We start from the raw sequence: 18772 nt of genomic DNA on the forward strand, positions 1-18772 counted from the left end.
GGCGAGGCCGAGTGCGGCGAGGGCGCCGAGCACGGTGGCCGGCACGAGCGCGCGCACGACGCGCTGCGCGCGGCCGGGCGCGAAAGCATCAGGGGTAGCGGCAGACTTGACCAAGGTGTCCACATCCAGGAAAGCGGTTCAAAGGGGTGTGGGCAGGGGCCGCCGGCGGCACATCCGTCGGGCGGCGACGGGGGCGGGCGGCGGGCGTGCAACAAAACAGGCCCCGCCAGGGGCCTGTGTCGTTTCCGTTCGACCCAACGCGCGGGGCGGGCCCGCTTCGAACGGCGGCGTGCATACCGGGTCGAACCCGGTTATCACGAAGACGCTAAAGAAAGATGACAGCGCCAGTCTACCGGTGTTCCGCACAACGTTAAAAATTTTAAAGAGGGTCAGCTCATTCGTTTCGCAGTGCGGTAAATCGGGTTAAATCAGCATTTATTACGACAAATTTCGTCAGTCCGGCAATTTGTGCGCGCGGCCGCGCAACGCGGCGGACGTGCGCACGGTGTCGAAGCCGGCGTCGAGCATGGCCTCGGCGTCGTTCCACAGGTTGCCGCGCAGCCGGTTGGTCCAGATCATCGACGCGAACACGCCTTCGAGCAGCGACACGAGATAGACGGCGGCCAGGTGCACGTCGAGATCGGCGGCGAGTTCACCGGCCGCGATCGCGCGGCGCAGCAGCGCCTTCGTGATCCGCAGCATCTGCAATTCGAGCAGCATGCGGCGCCGCTGCAGCGCGCCGTTTTCCTCGCTCTGTTCGCACTTCGTATAGAGGATCACGAGCACGCGCTGCATCGGGCCCGGCTCGCCGCATTCCTGCAGATAGTGCGAGGCGGCGCGCCGCAGCGTGGCGAGCGGCGGCAGCCCGTCGCCCGCGTCGAAGCCTTCCGACGTGCGCGCGAACGCGCGGTCGCACATCGCCAGACACACTTCCATCTTGTTGCGGTAGTGGCCGTAGACGGCGCCGCGCGACATCCCGGCGGCCTCGGCGAGATCCGCCATCGCGGTTTGCGCGACACCTTTCTCGAGCAGCACGAGTTCGGCGGCATCGAGGATCCGGTGCTTGATGGCGAGCGATTCTTCGCGGGTCTTGCGGGCCATGTCCTGAAATTCCTTACAGTTCGCTGTCGTTTTATTGAGACAGTGTGACGGTCAGATTGAAGCGGCGTGTATTTAATCAATCGTGACTGATTATAATCGGCCACCCTGAGCCGCCGCATTGTATCGGCGGCGAACGATCCGAGGTCACATATGAATAACAATCGCTCCCTGTTGCGCCACCGGCTGGCGCCGTTCGCGCTGGCGGCCGTGCTGGCCCTGGCCGGATGTGGAAAGGGCGACAAGGACACCGCGCCGGAGGCCGCGAAACAGGCGACGGTCGTGACGGTGCGTCCGACGGCCGTGCCGATGACCGTCGAATTGCCGGGCCGGCTCGATGCATACCGGCAGGCGGAAGTGCGCGCGCGGGTCGCGGGCATCGTGACCGCACGCACCTACGAGGAAGGCCAGGAAGTGAAGCAGGGCGCGGTGCTGTTCCGCATCGATCCCGCGCCGCTGAAGGCCGCGCGCGACGCCGCGCAGGGGGCGCTCGCGAAGGCGCAGGCCGCCGCGCTCGCGGCGAGCGACAAGCGCCGCCGTTACGACGATCTCGTGCGCGATCGCGCGGTGAGCGAGCGCGACCACACCGAGGCCGTTGCCGGCGACACGCAGGCGAAGGCCGACGTTGCGTCCGCGAAGGCGGAACTCGCACGGGCGCAGCTGCAGCTCGACTATGCGACGGTCACCGCGCCGATCGCGGGCCGCGCACGGCGCGCGCTCGTGACCGAGGGTGCGCTCGTCGGCCAGGACCAGGCGACACCGCTCACGACCGTCGAGCAGCTCGACCCGATCTACGTGAACTTCTCGCAGCCGGCCGCCGACGTCGACGCGTTGCGCCGGGCGGTGAAGAGCGGGCGCGCGACGGGTATCGCGCAGCACGACATCACGGTGACGCTGCTGCGCGCCGACGGCACCGCGTATCCGCTGAAGGGCAAGCTGCTGTTCAGCGATCTCGCGGTCGATCCGACCACCGACACCGTCGCGATGCGCGCGCTGTTCCCGAATCCGGAGCGCGAACTGCTGCCGGGCGCGTACGTGCGGATCGCGCTCGACACGGCGGTCGACCAGCGGGCGATCCTCGTGCCGCGCGATGCGCTGCTGCGCACGGCCGACCGCACGTCGGTGCGCGTGGTCGGCACGAACGGCAAGGTCAAGGACGTCGAGGTCGCTGCCGACCAGATGAGCGGCCACGACTGGCGCATCACGCGCGGCCTCGCGGGCGGCGAGCGCGTGATCGTCGACGATGCCGCGCAGTTCGCGCCCGATACGGCCGTCAAGCCCGTCGAGAAGGTGCCGCCGTCGAAAGCGGCGCCGGCAGCGGCCGCTTCGCAGGCGGCCGCCCGTCAAACCTGACCGGTTAACACCACACCACCATGGCACGTTTCTTCATCGATCGCCCCGTCTTCGCGTGGGTGATCGCAATCTTCATCATGCTGGGCGGCGCATTCGCGATCCGCTCGCTGCCCGTTGCGCAGTACCCGGACATCGCGCCGCCCGTCGTCAGCATCTATGCGACGTACCCGGGCGCATCCGCGCAGGTCGTCGAGGAATCGGTGACCGCGCTGATCGAGCGCGAAATGAACGGCGCGCCGGGGCTGATGTATACGTCCGCGACGAGCAGCGCCGGTGCGGCGTCGCTATACCTGACGTTCAAGCAGGGCGTTAACGCCGATCTCGCGGCCGTCGAAGTGCAGAACCGGCTGAAGACGGTCGATGCGCGGCTGCCGGAACCGGTGCGGCGCGACGGCATCCAGGTCGAGAAGGCCGCCGACAACATCCAGCTCGTGGTGTCGCTGACATCCGACGACGGGCGGATGACCGACGTGCAGCTCGGCGAATATGCGTCGGCGAACGTCGTGCAGGCGCTGCGCCGTGTCGACGGCGTCGGCCGCGTGCAGTTCTGGGGCGCCGAATATGCGATGCGGATCTGGCCCGACCCGGTGAAGATGGCCGGGCACGGCCTCACCGCGTCGGATATCGCGTCGGCGGTGCGCGCGCACAACGCGCGCGTGACGATCGGCGACATTGGCCGCACCGCGGTGCCGGCGAGCGCACCGATCGCGGCGACCGTGTTCGCCGATGCGCCGCTGAAGACGCCGGCCGAGTTCGGCGCAATCGCGCTGCGCACGCAGGCCGACGGCTCCGCGCTGTATCTGCGCGACGTCGCGCGCGTCGAGTTCGGCGGCAACGACTACAACTACCCGTCGTACGTGAACGGCAAGGTCGCGACCGGGATGGGCATCAAGCTCGCGCCGGGCTCGAACGCGGTATCCACCGAGAAGCGCGTGCGCGCGACGATGGACGAGCTGTCCGCGTATTTCCCGCCGGGCGTGAAGTACCAGATCCCGTACGAGACGTCGTCGTTCGTGCGCGTGTCGATGAACAAGGTCGTCACGACGCTGATCGAGGCCGGCGTGCTCGTGTTCCTCGTGATGTTCCTGTTCATGCAGAACCTGCGCGCGACGCTGATCCCGACGCTCGTCGTGCCGGTTGCGCTCGCGGGCACGTTCGGCGTGATGTATGCGGCCGGTTTCTCGATCAACGTGCTGACGATGTTCGGGATGGTGCTCGCGATCGGCATCCTCGTCGACGACGCGATCGTCGTCGTCGAGAACGTCGAGCGGCTGATGGTCGAGGAGGGGCTCGGGCCGTACGACGCGACCGTCAAGGCGATGAAGCAGATCAGCGGCGCGATCGTCGGCATCACCGTGGTGCTGACGTCGGTGTTCGTGCCGATGGCGTTCTTCGGCGGCGCGGTGGGCAACATCTACCGGCAGTTCGCGCTGTCGCTCGCGGTGTCGATCGGTTTCTCGGCCTTCCTCGCGCTGTCGCTCACGCCCGCGCTGTGCGCGACGCTGCTCAGGCCCGTGTCCGGCGAACATCACGAGAAGCGCGGCTTCTTCGGCTGGTTCAACCGCTTCGTCGCGCGTTCGACGCAGCGCTACGCGACGCGCGTGGGCAAGATGCTGAAGAAGCCGGTGCGCTGGCTCGTCGTGTACGGCGCGCTGACCGCGGCCGCGGGGCTGATGCTCACGCAACTGCCGACCGCGTTCCTGCCGGACGAGGACCAGGGCAACTTCATGGTGATGGTGATCCGGCCGCAAGGCACGCCGCTCGCGGAAACGATGCAGAGCGTGCGGGAAGTCGAGTCGTACATCCGCCACGACGAGCCGGCCGCGTATACGTTCGCGCTCGGCGGCTTCAACCTGTACGGCGAAGGGCCGAACGGCGGGATGATCTTCGTCACGCTGAAGAACTGGAAGGAGCGCAAGGCCGCGGACGCGCACGTGCAGGCGATCGTCGCGCGCATCAACGAGCGCTTCGCGGGCACGCCGAACACGACGGTGTTCGCGATGAACTCGCCGGCGCTGCCCGATCTCGGCTCGTCGAGCGGTTTCGACTTCCGGCTGCAGAACCGCGGCGGGCTCGACTACGCGACGTTCAGCGCCGCGCGCGAGCAGCTGCTCGGGGCGGGCCGCAAGGATCCCGCGCTGACCGACCTGATGTTCGCCGGCACGCAGGACGCGCCGCAGCTGAAACTCGACATCGATCGTGCGAAGGCGTCCGCGCTCGGCGTGTCCATGGATGAGATCAACACGACGCTCGCGGTGATGTTCGGCTCCGACTATATCGGCGACTTCATGCACGGCACGCAGGTGCGGCGCGTGATCGTGCAGGCCGACGGGCTGCACCGGCTCGATCCGGACGACGTGAAGAAGCTGCGCGTGCGCAACTCGCATGGCGAGATGGTGCCGCTCGCGGCGTTCACGACGCTGCACTGGACGCTCGGGCCGCCGCAGCTCACGCGCTACAACGGCTTTCCGTCGTTCACGATCAACGGCTCCGCCGCGCAGGGCCACAGCAGCGGCGAGGCGATGGCCGCGATCGAGCAACTCGCGGCGAAGCTGCCGGCCGGCACCGGCTATGCGTGGTCGGGGCAGTCGTTCGAGGAGCGGCTGTCGGGCGCGCAGGCGCCGATGCTGTTCGCGCTGTCGGTGCTCGTCGTGTTCCTCGCGCTGGCTGCGCTCTACGAGAGCTGGTCGATTCCGTTCGCGGTGATGCTGGTCGTGCCGCTCGGCGTGATCGGCGCGGTGCTCGGCGTCACGCTGCGGATGATGCCGAACGACATCTACTTCAAGGTGGGGCTGATCGCGACGATCGGATTGTCCGCGAAGAACGCCATCCTGATCGTCGAAGTCGCGAAGGACCTGGTCGCGCAGCGCATGTCGCTCGTCGACGCCGCGCTCGAGGCCGCGCGCCTGCGGCTGCGGCCGATCGTGATGACGTCGCTCGCGTTCGGCGTGGGCGTGCTGCCGCTCGCGTTCGCGTCGGGCGCCGCGTCCGGCGCGCAGATGGCGATCGGCACCGGCGTGCTCGGCGGCGTGATCACGGCGACCGTGCTCGCGGTGTTCCTCGTTCCGCTGTTTTTCGTGATCGTCGGCCGCCTGTTCGACGTCGGCCCGCGCCGGCGCGGCGGAGCGCAGCCGGCGGCGATGGAGGGTTCTCAATGATGTTTGCGCTGAATGCACAGGCAGCGCTGCGGGTTCAGGTTGCGCTGGCCGCCGCGCTCGCGCTGGCCGGCTGCACGCTCGCACCGCGTTACGAGCGGCCGGCGGCGCCCGTGCCGGCGACCTATGCGCCGGTCGACGGCAGTGCCGCGCCGGCGGCGGCAGCGGCATCGCCCGCCGATGCCGCGCTGCTCGACGACTGGCGCACGTACTTCACCGATGCCGCGCTGCAGGCGTGGATCGACGCGGCGCTCGCGAACAACCGCGACCTTCGGGTCGCCGCCGGCCGGCTCGAGGAAGCGCGCGCACTCTACGGCGTGCAGCGCGCGGACCTGATGCCGTCGGTCGATGCGAATCTGGGTTATGAGCGTGCGCGCCAGTACGACCCGGTCGTGCGCGAAAGCGCGATCAGCGGGCTGTATCGTGCGGGCGTCGGCATCAGCGCGTACGAGCTCGACCTGTTCGGCCGCGTGCGCAGCCTGTCCGACGCGGCGCTCGCCGAGTATTTCGCGACGGCCGACGCGCAACGCACGGTGCGCATCGGCGTGATCGCCGACGTGGCGGGCGCGTACGTGTCGGAGCGCTCGCTGCACGAGCAGCTCGCGCTGGCGCAGCGCACGCTGGACGCGCGCGAACGCATGGCCGCGCTTACGCAGCGTCGTTATGCGGCCGGCACGAGCGACGCGATCGAGCTGCGCTCGGCCGAGATGCTGGTGGCATCCGCGCGCGCATCGCAGGCCGCGCTGCAGCGCGAGCATGCGCAGTCGGTGCGGGCGCTGCAGTTGCTCGCGGGCGACTTCGCGCGCAACGTGCCCGGCGACACGACCGCGCTCGACGGGCTGTCGATCGCGTCCGTGGCGCCCGGCGCACCGAGTGCGCTGCTCGAACGGCGGCCGGACATCCGGCAGGCGGAGGCGCGGCTGAAGGCCGCCAACGCGCAGATCGGCGCTGCGCGCGCGGCATTCTTTCCGCGCATCACGCTGACGAGCGACTACGGCTCGGTCAGCGATGCGTTCTCGAGCCTGTTTGCCGGCGGCACCAGCGTATGGACGTTCGCGCCGCGCATCACGTTGCCGATCTTCGCGGGCGGACGCAACCGCGCGAACCTCGACGTCGCGAACGCGCGCAAGCACATCGCGGTGGCCGATTACGAGAAGACGGTGCAAACCGCGTTCCGCGAAGTGGCCGACGCATTTGCCGCGCGCGACTGGATCGATCGCCAGCTCGCCGCGCAGCAGGACGTGTATGCGGCCGACGGCGCGCGGCTGAAGCTCGCGGAGCGCCGCTACGCGGGCGGCGTCGCGACGTATCTCGAACTCCTCGACGCGCAGCGCAGCACGTACGAGTCGGGGCAGGAACTGATCCGGCTCAAGCAGCTCAGGCTCGCGAATGCGATCGCGCTGTACCGCGCGCTCGGCGGCGGCTGGTCGCCGGCATCGGCGGAGGCCGCGGCTTCCGCGTAATGCCCGTCGCCTGACGCCGCAGCGCGTCGGGCGGCATGACGGCGGCGGTACGTTTCGACGTGCTGCCGCCGCTTCCTTCGACCCATACCGCTGGTTCCAACGATATCTTTTCCCATCGACAGGCCGGCCGGGACGTTTTTCATCCTGCGGCAACGCACGCGTGCGCGTTGCGGAACAGCCGTCGTCTTGCGACCGCTCATGTCGCAATTCCGCGCAAACGTGTGCGGGTCATTTTGCCTTCTTTCTCCCATGCGATGCGGTCCCGATGTCGGGTTCCGGCGACCGCTCATGCGTGCGATTTACGATCCGGAATTGACAAACGAATTAACCCTATATCGGAAATAATGAGGGCGGCAAAGTGTCGCGGTAAAACGTTTGTATTCATGTCGCAATCGTTTGCGCGAAAAAATTGTATTGATTGAATCGCCGGTTAATTTCCTGTTTGTTGAAAATGATTTGATATTGGCGTTGTCGTCGGACAACGATGGCGGCTATGGACAATGTTTTGTCCTTTTCGAGGATGATTTGCCGGAGCCAATGCCAGAAAGGGTGTGCGGGGAGGTTGTGGCTATCGATCGAAAATATCCTTAATCTTCAATTGTTTCCGAAGAATAAAAAAGGACTGCGGATAAAAATTCCGGGATTGAAAATTGACGAGAAATAGTGCGGATCTAGAGGGGTAAATCGAACATTGTCAGATGCATTTGACAATGATTTACAGAAAACTTTCACGATTATCTCGATAATGCCGCCTCGTGACGGACGGGAGCCACCACACGCTACCGTTTGAGTCCGCCACGTCATCTATTCCATTTGCAGTCCTTTCGGGAAACGTCATGAAAAAATCCATCCTGACCGCTGTCGCACTCGCGGCCCTGTCGACCTCGGCCTTCGCAGCGGGCACCGGCACGATCAACTTCACGGGCGAGATCGTCGCGGGCGCATGCGGCATCGATTCGGGCTCGGTCAACCAGACCGTGAACCTCGGCAAGGTGCCGACCAACGTGTTCAAGCAAGCGGGCGACAAGTCCACGCCGACCAACTTCGACATCAAGCTGACCGACTGCGACACGAGCGTCGCGCAGAACGCGTACTTCACGTTCACGGGTACGTCGAGCGCGGGCCAGCCGAAGCTGCTCGCCACGATCGGTTCGGCAACCAACGTCGGCATCCGCCTGCAGGCAGCGTCGGGCGAATACCTCGACAACGGCGCCGAGCAGAAGGCGCCGACCGTGCTGCAAAACGGCACGAACGTCGCACGCTTCGCGGCCATGTACGAAGCGACCGCAGCCGGCGTGACGCCGGGTACCGCCGAAGGCGTGGCGAACTTCACCGTCCGCTACCAGTAAGCCGCCGTACCGGGGAAGGGTGCGCGCACCCTTCCTCGTTCGCATTTCCTCATTTCCCCCTTCGTTGGACTTCCGGTAGCGCCGCGTGCGAATCAGACATTCCTTCCTTTGCGTCTCCGTGCTGGTTGTCGGCAGCCAGAGCCATGCGACGGAATTCAATTCGTCGTTCCTGAGCATCGACGGCTCGAACAACGTCGATCTGTCGCAGTTCTCGCAGGCGGACTTCACGCTGCCCGGCGAGTACATGCTCGACGTGCAGGTCAACGACCTGTTCTACGGGCTGCAGGCGATCGAGTTCATCGCAGTCGACGCGTCGGGAGCCGGCAAACCGTGCCTGCGCCCGGAACTCGTCGCGCAGTTCGGGCTGAAGCCGTCGCTCGCGAAGGACCTGCCGCGCTTCCAGGGCGGACGTTGCGTCGATCTCGGCGCGATCGAGGGGGCGACCGTGCGCTACCTGAAAAGCGACGGGCGGCTCAAGATCACGATTCCGCAGGCTGCGCTCGAGTTCAACGATACGACCTACCTGCCGCCGGAGCGCTGGTCGGAAGGGATCCCCGGCGCGATGCTCGACTATCGCGTGATCGCGAACACGAACCGCAACTTCGGCACGGGTGGCGGGCAAACGAATTCGATCCAGGCCTACGGGACGGTTGGCGCGAACTGGGATGCATGGCGCTTTCGCGGCGACTACCAGGCGCAATCGAACGTGGGCAATACGGCCTACGCGGACCGCACGTTCCGCTTCAGCCGGCTTTATGCATTTCGCGCGCTGCCGTCGATCCAGTCGACGGTGACGTTCGGCGACGACTACCTGACGTCCGACATTTTCGACACGTTCGCACTGACGGGCGCGTCGATCCGCAGCGACGACCGCATGCTGCCGCCATCTCTGCGCGGCTATGCGCCGCTGATCTCGGGCGTCGCGCGCACCAACGCGACGGTGACCGTGTCGCAGGCGGGCCGCGTGTTGTACGTGACGCGCGTGTCGCCGGGCGCTTTCGCGCTGCAGAACATCAATACGAGTGTGCAGGGCACGCTCGACGTTGCAGTCGAGGAAGAGGACGGCAGCGTGCAGCGCTTCCAGGTGACGACCGCCGCCGTGCCGTTCCTCGCGCGCGCCGGGCAGTTGCGCTACAAGGCCGCCGTCGGCAAGCCGCGGCTCTTTGGCGGCGCCGGCATCACGCCGTTCTTCGGCTTCGGTGAAATCGCCTACGGCCTGCCGTTCGACGTCACCGCGTATGGCGGTTTCATCGCCGCGTCGGGCTACACGTCGATCGCGCTCGGCGTGGGCCGCGACTTCGGCGCGTTCGGCGCGCTGTCGGCCGACGTCACGCATGCGCGGGCACGCCTGTGGTGGAACGGCGCGACGCGCAACGGCAACTCGTACCGCATCAACTATTCGAAGCACTTCGACGGGCTCGATGCCGACGTGCGTTTCTTCGGTTATCGCTTCTCCGAGCGCGAATACACGAACTTCGCGCAGTTCTCGGGCGACCCGACTGCGTACGGCCTCGCCAACAGCAAGCAGCGCTACTCGGCGACGCTGTCGAAGCGTTTCGGCGACACGTCGACGTATTTCTCGTACGACCAGACGACCTACTGGGAACGTGCGAACGAGCAGCGCATCGGCCTCACGCTGACGCGCGCGTTCTCGATCGGCACGCTGCGCAACCTGAACGTGAGCGTATCGGCCTTCCGCACACAGAGCGCCGGCGCGAGCGGCAACCAGGTCTCGGTTACCGCGACGCTGCCGATCGGCGGCCGCCACACCGTCACGTCGAACCTGACGACGGGCAGCGGCAGCACGAGCGTGAACGCCGGTTATATCTACGACGATCCGGATGGCCGCACCTACCAGGTCAACGCGGGCGCGACCGACGGACGGGCGTCGGCGAACGCGAGCTACCGCCAGCGCTCGTCGGCGTATCAGCTGACCGCGCAGGCGTCGACGCTCGCCAATGCGTACGCGGCCGCGTCGCTCGAAGTCGACGGTTCATTCGTCGCGACGCAATACGGCGTCGCGGCGCACGCGAACGGCAACGCGGGTGACACGCGGTTGCTGGTGTCGACCGACGGTGTGCCCGATGTGCCGCTGTCCGGCACGCTCTCGCATACCGATTCGCGCGGTTATACGGTGCTCGACGGCATCTCGCCGTACAACGTCTACGACGCGACGGTCAACGTCGAGAAGCTGCCGCTCGAGGTGCAGGTGTCGAACCCGATCCAGCGCATGGTGCTGACCGACGGCGCGATCGGCTTCGTGAAGTTCTCCGCCGCGCGCGGCAGCAACCTGTACCTGACACTGACCGACCCGGTCGGCAAGCCGCTGCCGTTCGGCGCATCGGTGCAGGACATGGCGAACGGCAAGGAACTCGGCATCGTCGGCGAGGGCGGCGCGGCGTTCCTGACCCAGGTTCAACCGAAATCCACGCTGGCGGTGCGCGCGGGCGAACGCACGCTCTGCACGATCGACACGCTGCCGAACCAGCTCCAACTCGAAGGCACGCCGATTCCGGTGACGTGCCAGACGCCCGGCGAGTCGCATGCGGCGGCCGCACGGGTCGAACGATGAATTCACGGATCCAGCGATGAAAAACTCCTTCTCCCTTTCCTTTCCGCGGCGCGCATGGTGCGTGCTCGCGACCGCCGGTGCGCTTCTCGCGGGCGCCGCGCAGGCGGCGATCGTGCCCGATCGCACGCGCGTGATCTTCAACGAAGGCGAACAGGCGGCGGTCGTCACGATCACCAACAAGAGCACGACGTACCCGTATCTCGTGCAGTCGTGGCTCGAGGACGCGAAGGGCAACAAGATCACGTCGCCGCTGATGGTGGTGCCGCCGTTGCAGCGCGTCGAGGCGAACGAGCGCAACGTGCTGCGGATCGCGAAGCTGCCGGGCACCGAGCTGCCGGCCGATCGCGAATCGGTGTTCTACCTGAACATCCGCGAAGTGCCGCCGAAGACCGATACGCCGAACACGCTGCAGATCGCGCTGCATACGCAGATGAAGCTGTTCTACCGGCCGAAGGCCGTGCAGCCCGCGCGCGACGAGGACTGGACGCTGCCGATGACGTTGCGCGTCGATGCGGCCGCGCACAAGCTCGTGTTTGACAATCCGACGCCGTATCACATCACGATCGTCGACGTAGCGGCGGGTGTGCAGAAGACGCACGTGCCGCTGGAGCCGGTGATGGTCAGCCCGATGAGCACGGCCGACGTGCCGTTCAAGGCCGCGACGCCCGCGACGCTGTTCGTCACGCACATCGACGATTACGGCGGCCAGGTGGTGGTCGAGTATGCGTGCGAGGCCGGTGCTTGCAAGAGCGTGAAGAAATGAGCGGGGGCGGACGACAGGCCCCCCGCATGTTGACGATGGCGTCGTGGCTGCGCCTGGCGATCTTCGCGGTGCTGGTCGCCGCCATGCAGCCGGCGTTTGCCGTACGCTGCGTGACCAGCAGCGGTGCGACGTCGATGACGGAATCGATCGGCGGTGTCGCCTCCTATCCGACCGACGCACCTGACGGCTACGTGATCTGGGTGTCGCCGGTTCGCACGACGACGGGGTATTGCTTCAAGGATCTGGGCGGCAAGGGCAACATCGACATCGACGATCCGATCTCCTTCTACGCGAATCCGAACAAGCAGAACCCGGCTGCCTGGGGGCTCGAAATCGGCATCCGGTACCTGGGACAGGACCACTTTGGCGCGGGGAGTCAGCCTGGCACCGGCGTGGCGACGGGCAAGACGGTACCGGCGTGCAGTGACGAAAAACTGGCATGGGGCCAATGCCCGAAGGTGCCTATCGACATTTCCTATCAGGTGGTCGTCCGCAAGCGCGGCTCGTGGACGCAACCGCCGAGCGACATCTACACGGTATTCCAGTTCGACGGAGCGAAGGGGCTGAATGCGATCCACCCGAGCTTCCAGTACCGCCTGAGCGGCATGCGCAATCTCAAGCCGACACCGTGCTTCGTCGACGTGCTGGTGACGCCCGAACCGGGCATCGTCAATTTCGGGCAGGTACAGTCGGTCGGCAATGGCTTTCTACCGGCGGTGCCGCGCAAACGCTTCTCGTTGTCGCTAACCAAGAAATGCAATGTCGCGGTGAAGGTCGATGGGTACTTCGAAACGAGCTTTCCGGTTCGGAACGGTTTGCTGGTGCCCGCGTCGGACAGCAATTTCGGTATCGGCATCGAAGACAGCCAGGGTAAGGCGATTCCATTCAACGAACAGTTCACGCTCGCGCAATTCCCGTCGAACGTCATGAACCAGAGCGTGTTGATGGACGCGGTGCTGAAGTCGTTCGGACCACCGAAGATCGGAAGGTTCGACGCAACGGCGACGATCCGCCTGTTTATTTACTGACGCGCGCGAGGCCCTGGCAGGGCGACGATCGAGCGCTTATTGGGGGAGATGAAAATGCATCTGAAGGGCACCATGGCAGCGACACTGTTCGTTGCTTCGACGGTGGGCGCGGCTCACGCACAGACGATATCGGCGGGGGGTTATTCGCTGACCGTGATCGGTGACCTGGGTGGTCCGCGCGACATGCGGTACAACGGGAATGCCGTCAGCGCGGACGGCAAGACGATCATCGGTTCCTACTGGAGCGAAGCGCAGCCCGGTAACTCGATGGCCTTCTCGTGGTCGGCCGCGACGGGCTGGCAACGGCTGGCCGCGCCGGCGAACGCCTATGACTCGCTGGCACAGACGGTGTCGGGCGACGGACAGGTGATCGGCGGCTCGATCAGTGCGCGCCAGGCGGAAAGCAGCAACCTCGATCGATGGGCGGTGCGATGGCCCGGCGACGGTCGCACACAGAAACTCGTTCCGGATACGGCGGGCCGGGACGCATCGGTCGAAGTCGCGAACCTCGCCGGCACGAGGATGACGGGCAGCTTCACGGCGAAAGGCGGCCAGAATGCACGGTTCATTTGGGACCAGCCGAGGGGTTTCCGCGAGTTGCCGCCGGGCGGCGACTATATCGTGCAGCTCCTGTCGATGACCTCGTCCGGGAATGCGGCAGCAGGGTTGGCCGGCAATGTCGATGGCGTGTATGGCACGCGTGCGCTCCTGTGGACCGAACGATTCGGCGAACGACTGTTGCCGACGATCAACGCGGGCGTGGCCAGAATGGATCTGGCCAGTGGTGTGACCGAAGACGAACGGACGATCGCCGGCTCGCTCGGCACCCTGGTAGTCACGCCGGACGGACAACGGGTCGACTCGGAGGCCGTGCTGTGGACGAACGGCGGCGACAGCATTCAGCGGCTCGGTTTTCTCAACGGTGACGACAGCAGCTACGCGCAAGCGATCAGCACGGACGGGCGGGTCGTCATCGGCACATCGAGCAACGGGCAGACCGGTGCCGAGCGCGTCTTCGTGTGGACGCCGCAAAGCGGCATGCGCAGCCTCGTTGCGTTGCTCGAAGCGGCCGGCCTGTCGGTCGGCACGCTGAACCTGACCAACGTGATCGGTGTGAGCCCCGACGGGCAGACCATCACGGGGCAGGGCTATCGCGACGGCGATCCCGACTATCGGCCGCAGTTCTGGCAAGTGCACATCGATGCGGCGACCCTGCGCGCGTTGCAGCCGGCGAGCCCGGGCGCCGACGCATTGCGGGTGCGGGCTTCGTCGCGCAAGGCGGCGTCACGCATGCTGGCGGCGAAGCCGAACGCCGCGATGCAGCGAGGTGCCTGCCGCATGCCCGTCAGCCCGGCGCAGCTCGCGCGATGCCTGCCGCGGTTGCCGGCCGCACGCTAACGAGCGCAGCCGCACGCAGGTGAAGCGATGAAACGAGGCGCCGGTTTTCCGGCGCCTTGTTTCGTTTACCGCACCCAGCGACACATCCTGTGATGGTGATGGTCGAAGTGACACACGCGGTGCGGATGCGCTTCGGCGATGGCCGGCACGAGCACGGCGGCGGCGAGCGCCGTGACGGCGAGCGATTTCAGTAGCGTTTTCATGTTGCAGTCCTGATCGTTGAAAAATGAATCACGGAAAGAGGGAACGCCTTACCACTGCGGCCGCTGATCGTCGCGTCGGTCGTCCCGATGGTCATCGCGTCGGTCGTCCCGGCGGTCGTCATATCCGCGGGGATGCTGCGCTTCCCAGTCGCGGCGCTCCCAGTAGCGATTGCCGTCCCAGTAACGATCGCCATGCCAGCCGATCGTGACCTGAGCCGGGCCGGCAGGATAGGCGACGCACCCGGTCAGCATCACGCTCGACAGCGCGCCAGCCATGACAGCGGACAACACGATGGATTTCATGGTTTTCTCCCTTGGAAACAGCACCCCGATCGTACGAGCCCCCAAAATTTCACGTAGTAAGAAGTTGCTACCGCACATGACACGTGCAGGCGCTTTGTCAGACGCGTGAAAGATCGTGTCGGTGGGGCGCAGGCCGGTCGCGCCGTTCGGATTAGCCGATGACCACGTACCGAACCAGCCGCCGTGCGCCCCCTCCACCCGGGCAACGATTCCGTCAATTGTTCAGACAAATCCTGTCGACTGAAAGGGGCATTCAGTAATCAGATTGAGAATGATTTGCGTTTACGTTAAATTGCGCTATCTCGGAATTTGACGGAGCAGATCGATGGCGATGGCGGAAGTGCTCGACCGACCGGCGGCGGCAGCGGCGAACCCGTTCCTCGGCAGTCATCCCGACCGGCCGCCGCGTGCGGGCCGCACCGCGGAGCCCCGTGCGCAAGGCGCGTTGCTCGACGTGCTGATCTCGCATCGCGCGATGCTCGTGAACGTCGCGCGTGGCTTCGTCGGTTGTGCGAGCCGTGCCGAGGACGTCGTGCACGACGTGTTCGTGAAGCTCGTCGAATTCCCGAACCAGGATGCGGTGCGCCAGCCGGTCGCGTACGTGACGCGGATGGTGCGCAATGCGTCGATCGACGCGTGCCGCCGGCAAAACCTCGAGAACGTCTATCACACGGAAGAGGACGACGGCTTCGACGTGCCGTCGCCCGAGCCGACGCCGGAAGCCGCACTGCTGACGCGCGATACGCTGCGGCGCGTGTGGGCCGCGCTCGACGACCTGCCGGCGCGCAGCCGCGCGGCCTTCGAGATGGTGCGGCTGCGCGAGGAGACGCTGCAGACCGCGGCGCGCGCGCTGAACGTGTCGCAGACGCTCGTGCATTTCATGGTGCGCGACGCGGAGCGCCACTGCGCGGAATGCCTCGACGCATGCCATCGCGGTGTCGCGTGCCCGGTGTTCCTGGGCGGCCGCACGCGGCGCCGGTAAGCGCGGGTAAAAAAACGCGCCGGCCAATCGTCTATCAGACAGGAGCGGCCGAAACCGCCGCTTTGCCATCCGCTTTGCCACTTTCAACCGCCTCAGCGATTTCCGATCATGACGCAAGCCACGACGCCTTCCGCCGACACCGACGATCTCGTCTATACGGTCGTCATCAATGACGAAGAACAGTATTCGATCTGGCCGACGTTCCGGCCCGTGCCGGCCGGCTGGCGCGAAGTGGGCGTGAGCGGCCCGAAAGCCGACTGTCTCGCGCACATCGAGACCGTCTGGACCGACATGCGCCCCGCAAGCCTGCGTCGCGCGATGGACGGCGAGCGCGCATCGCGCGCGTCGTGACCCGCCGCGCCGCGTGGGCGGCGCGCCACCTGAAGAGGACGTTGCATGACCCTGCTTTCGTTGCCGACGCTCGACGACCTGCGTATCGAGCCGGGGCTGCCCACCGTCGTGTCGCCGCGCGGCAGCGACGGGATGTCGATCGACGACGTCGCGCCGCTGGCGCGCGAGATCGCGGCCGACACGCTCGAACGGGCGGGCGGTGTGCTGTTCACGGGTTTTCACGTGCCGTCGATCGACGCGTTCCAGCAGTTCGCGGCGTCGTTCGGCGATCCGCTGATCGGCTATGAATACGCATCGACACCGCGCAGCCAGGTCGAGGGCGCCGTCTACACGTCGACCGAGTACCCGCCGCACCGCGCGATTCCGCTGCACAACGAGCAGTCGTATACGCGTGAATGGCCGCTGCGGATCTGGTTCCACTGCGCGCTCGCCGCGCCGAAGGGCGGGGCGACGCCGATCGCGGACAGCCGTGCCGTCTACCGTGCGCTCGATCCGGCGCTCGTCGCGCGTTTCGAGAAGCGCGAGCTGCTGTACGTGCGCAATTTCGGGCAGGGGCTCGACCTGCCATGGCAGCAGTCGTTCGGCACCGACGAACCGGCCGAGGTCGAACGGATGTGCGCGGCGCGCGGCATCGAATGCGCGTGGCGCACCGATGACGACGGCGAGCTGCTGCTGCGCACGCGTGAACGCTGCCAGGCCGTCGCGCGCCATCCGCGCACCGGCGACCGCGTGTGGTTCAACCAGGCGAACCTGTTTCACCTGTCGGCGCTCGACGACGACATGCAGGAAGCGCTCGTCGACGCGGTCGGGCTCGAGAACGTGCCGCGCAACGTGTATTACGGCGACGGCGAACCGCTCGAAGCCGACGCGCTCGCGGAGATCCGCGGCGTACTCGACCAGCAGCGCATCGTGTTCCCGTGGCGCACGGGTGACGTGCTGATGCTCGACAACATGCTGACCGCGCACGCGCGCGACCCGTTCGAGGGGCCGCGCAAGGTCGTCGTCGCGATGGCGCAGAGTTATACGGTCCCGCGCGACCGAACGGAGGATTGATGACGCGTAGTACCGCCGCGCTTGCCGCGCGCGGGCTGTCGGTGGGATATCGCGACCATGTCGTGATCGACGGGCTGGACCTGTCGATCGCGGCCGGCCGCGTAACCGCGCTGTGCGGACCGAACGGCTGCGGCAAGAGCACGCTGCTGCGCACGCTCGCGGGCTTGCAGCCCGCGCGTGCCGGCCATGTCGAAGTGAACGGGCAGGCGCTCGCGTCGTTTCGCCGTCGCGCGCTCGCGCGCGAACTGACGATGCTTGCGCAGTTCAACCAGATCCCGTCGGGCCTGACGGTGCGCGAACTCGTCGCGTACGGGCGCTATGCGTACGGCGGCTTCCTGCGCGGCCTGTCGCGGGCCGACCATGCGGCGATCGACGAGGCGCTCGACACGAGCGGCCTCGCCGGCGATGCGGAGCGCGACGTCGGTGCACTGTCGGGCGGCGAGCGCCAGCGTGCGTGGATCGCGATGGCGCTCGCCCAGCAGGCGCCGATCGTGCTGCTGGACGAACCGACGACCTATCTCGACATCCATCACCAGCTCGACATCCTCGATGCGCTGCGCACGCTGAACCGCACGCGCGGGCTGACGATCGTCTGGGTGCTGCACGACCTGAACCAGGCGGCCGCATACAGCGACGAAATCGTGCTGATGCGCGCGGGCCGCCTCGTCGCGCAGGGCACGCCCGACGCGATGCTCGATCCGGCGCGGCTGCGCGCGGCGTTCGGCGTCGAGATGCTGAAGCTCGCGCATCCGCAGACAGGCGCACCGATGTGCGTGCCGGCCTACGGGCCGACAACCGACGGCGCGCCGCAGGCGGCCGGTGTCTTCGACCGGGATCTCGCCGTATGACCACGTTCGCGATGCGCAAGCGCCTCGCGGCGGCGGGGAGGGGCACGACATCGGGCCGGGCCGGTGCGATCGCGATCGGCCTCGTCGCGCTGATCGCGGCGCTGGCGGCGTTGCGCGTCGCCCCCGATCTGCGCGTGTGGTGGAGCGCGGTGCCCGGCAGCGATGCCGCTGCGCTTGCGCACGTGTTCCTGTTCGACCTCAACCTGCCGCGCGTCGCGGCCGCGCTCGTCGCGGGCGGGTGCCTCGGCATCGCGGGCGCGCTGTTCCAGTCGCTCACGCGCAATCCGCTCGCGTCGCCTGATTTGCTCGGCGTGACGGGCGGCGCCCAGCTCGGCCTGCTCGCAGCGATGCTCGTGCCGGCTCTGGCTGGCGTCGCGTCGGTGCCGCTGCTGTTCGTGTGCGGGCTGGCCGCGGCCGCCTGCGCGATCGTCGCGGCCGGCGGCTGGCGCGCGACGCCGTTGCGTCTCGTGCTCGCGGGCAGCGTGTGCATGCTGCTGTTCGCCGCGCTGTCGACGCTCGTGCTCGCCTTCTTCGAGCAGAACATCGCGGGCGCGGCGCTGTGGACCAACGGCAGCCTGTACCAGCCGGGCGCGACGGGCCTTGCGCTCGCCGCGCGCTGGCTCGTCGTGCCGCTGATCGCATTGCCGTTCGTGATCCGGCCGCTGAATCCGCTCACGCTCGGCGACGACGCGGCGGCCGCGGCCGGCGTGCGCGTCGACGCGACGCGGCTCGCCGCGACGATCGTCGCGGTCGCGTTCACGAGCGTGGCCGTCAGTATCGCGGGCCCGCTGTCGTATGTCGGCCTCGTCGCCCCGAACCTGCTGCGCCAGGTGCGCGGCGCGCGCGCCGCGCG

At 67.0% G+C, this 18772-nt stretch carries 16 protein-coding genes; 13 read left to right on the forward strand and 3 right to left on the reverse strand.

Going from position 1 to position 18772, the window contains the following annotated elements; all coding sequences use genetic code 11:
- Positions 1 to 453: 453 nt before the first annotated feature.
- Positions 454 to 1101 carry a TetR family transcriptional regulator gene (locus DPV74_RS27710; RefSeq protein ID WP_027787459.1) on the reverse strand — a complete coding sequence of 216 codons (648 nt, stop codon included), beginning with the start codon at positions 1099 to 1101 and terminating at the stop codon, positions 454 to 456.
- Positions 1102 to 1251: 150 nt separating this feature from the next.
- Between DPV74_RS27710 and DPV74_RS27715 the strand changes: the two genes are divergently transcribed.
- From DPV74_RS27715 to DPV74_RS27750, 8 genes are all read left to right on the forward strand, one after another.
- The gene (locus tag DPV74_RS27715; protein ID WP_119338340.1) at positions 1252 to 2451 is read left to right on the forward strand and encodes a MexX/AxyX family multidrug efflux RND transporter periplasmic adaptor subunit; all 1200 of its coding nucleotides are present in this window, start codon (positions 1252 to 1254) and stop codon (positions 2449 to 2451) included.
- Between the two features lie 20 nt (positions 2452 to 2471).
- On the forward strand, positions 2472 to 5609 hold the full coding sequence (locus DPV74_RS27720; protein WP_059682679.1) for a multidrug efflux RND transporter permease subunit: 3138 nt from the start codon (positions 2472 to 2474) through the stop codon (positions 5607 to 5609).
- Positions 5609 to 7069: an efflux transporter outer membrane subunit gene (locus tag DPV74_RS27725; RefSeq protein ID WP_119338344.1), complete on the forward strand. Its 1461-nt coding sequence runs from the start codon at positions 5609 to 5611 to the stop codon at positions 7067 to 7069. The genes DPV74_RS27720 and DPV74_RS27725 overlap by 1 nt, the downstream gene beginning before the upstream one ends.
- 836 nt (positions 7070 to 7905) lie before the next feature.
- Positions 7906 to 8418 (forward strand): fimbrial protein, encoded by a 513-nt coding sequence (locus DPV74_RS27730; protein ID WP_027787455.1) that lies wholly within the window; start codon positions 7906 to 7908, stop codon positions 8416 to 8418.
- Between the two features lie 118 nt (positions 8419 to 8536).
- Positions 8537 to 10990, forward strand: coding sequence for a fimbria/pilus outer membrane usher protein (locus DPV74_RS27735; RefSeq protein WP_119338341.1), 2454 nt, complete (start codon positions 8537 to 8539; stop codon positions 10988 to 10990).
- A 16-nt stretch (positions 10991 to 11006) separates the two neighbouring features.
- Positions 11007 to 11753 (forward strand): molecular chaperone, encoded by a 747-nt coding sequence (locus DPV74_RS27740; protein ID WP_119338345.1) that lies wholly within the window; start codon positions 11007 to 11009, stop codon positions 11751 to 11753.
- Positions 11750 to 12781: a fimbrial protein gene (locus DPV74_RS27745; protein ID WP_027787452.1), complete on the forward strand. Its 1032-nt coding sequence runs from the start codon at positions 11750 to 11752 to the stop codon at positions 12779 to 12781. The genes DPV74_RS27740 and DPV74_RS27745 overlap by 4 nt, the downstream gene beginning before the upstream one ends.
- Before the next feature lie 72 nt (positions 12782 to 12853).
- Positions 12854 to 14179 carry a calcium-binding protein gene (locus DPV74_RS27750; RefSeq protein ID WP_240440029.1) on the forward strand — a complete coding sequence of 442 codons (1326 nt, stop codon included), beginning with the start codon at positions 12854 to 12856 and terminating at the stop codon, positions 14177 to 14179.
- A 65-nt stretch (positions 14180 to 14244) separates the two neighbouring features.
- Here DPV74_RS27750 and DPV74_RS27755 read toward each other — a convergent pair whose 3' ends face one another.
- Positions 14245 to 14382, reverse strand: a complete 138-nt coding sequence (locus DPV74_RS27755; protein WP_162923151.1) for an HHHH-motif protein — start codon at positions 14380 to 14382, stop codon at positions 14245 to 14247.
- 48 nt (positions 14383 to 14430) lie between these two features.
- The gene (locus DPV74_RS27760; protein ID WP_059700185.1) at positions 14431 to 14685 is read right to left on the reverse strand and encodes a hypothetical protein; all 255 of its coding nucleotides are present in this window, start codon (positions 14683 to 14685) and stop codon (positions 14431 to 14433) included.
- 325 nt (positions 14686 to 15010) lie between these two features.
- Between DPV74_RS27760 and DPV74_RS27765 the strand changes: the two genes are divergently transcribed.
- From DPV74_RS27765 to DPV74_RS27785, 5 genes are all read left to right on the forward strand, one after another.
- Positions 15011 to 15667, forward strand: coding sequence for an RNA polymerase factor sigma-70 (locus DPV74_RS27765; RefSeq protein ID WP_119338342.1), 657 nt, complete (start codon positions 15011 to 15013; stop codon positions 15665 to 15667).
- 108 nt (positions 15668 to 15775) lie between these two features.
- Positions 15776 to 16018 carry an MbtH family NRPS accessory protein gene (locus DPV74_RS27770; protein ID WP_021163602.1) on the forward strand — a complete coding sequence of 81 codons (243 nt, stop codon included), beginning with the start codon at positions 15776 to 15778 and terminating at the stop codon, positions 16016 to 16018.
- Between the two features lie 45 nt (positions 16019 to 16063).
- The gene (locus tag DPV74_RS27775; protein WP_021163603.1) at positions 16064 to 17071 is read left to right on the forward strand and encodes a TauD/TfdA family dioxygenase; all 1008 of its coding nucleotides are present in this window, start codon (positions 16064 to 16066) and stop codon (positions 17069 to 17071) included.
- Positions 17071 to 17919: an ABC transporter ATP-binding protein gene (locus DPV74_RS27780; protein ID WP_119338343.1), complete on the forward strand. Its 849-nt coding sequence runs from the start codon at positions 17071 to 17073 to the stop codon at positions 17917 to 17919. Before DPV74_RS27775 ends, DPV74_RS27780 begins: the two co-directional genes overlap by 1 nt.
- A partial coding sequence (locus DPV74_RS27785) for an iron chelate uptake ABC transporter family permease subunit (protein WP_162923152.1) occupies positions 17916 to 18772 on the forward strand: 857 nt, incomplete at its 3' end. The genes DPV74_RS27780 and DPV74_RS27785, both read left to right, overlap by 4 nt.

It is taken from the genome of Burkholderia sp. HAN2018, from assembly GCF_024704855.1.
Classification (GTDB): Bacteria; Pseudomonadota; Gammaproteobacteria; order Burkholderiales; family Burkholderiaceae; genus Burkholderia; species Burkholderia cepacia.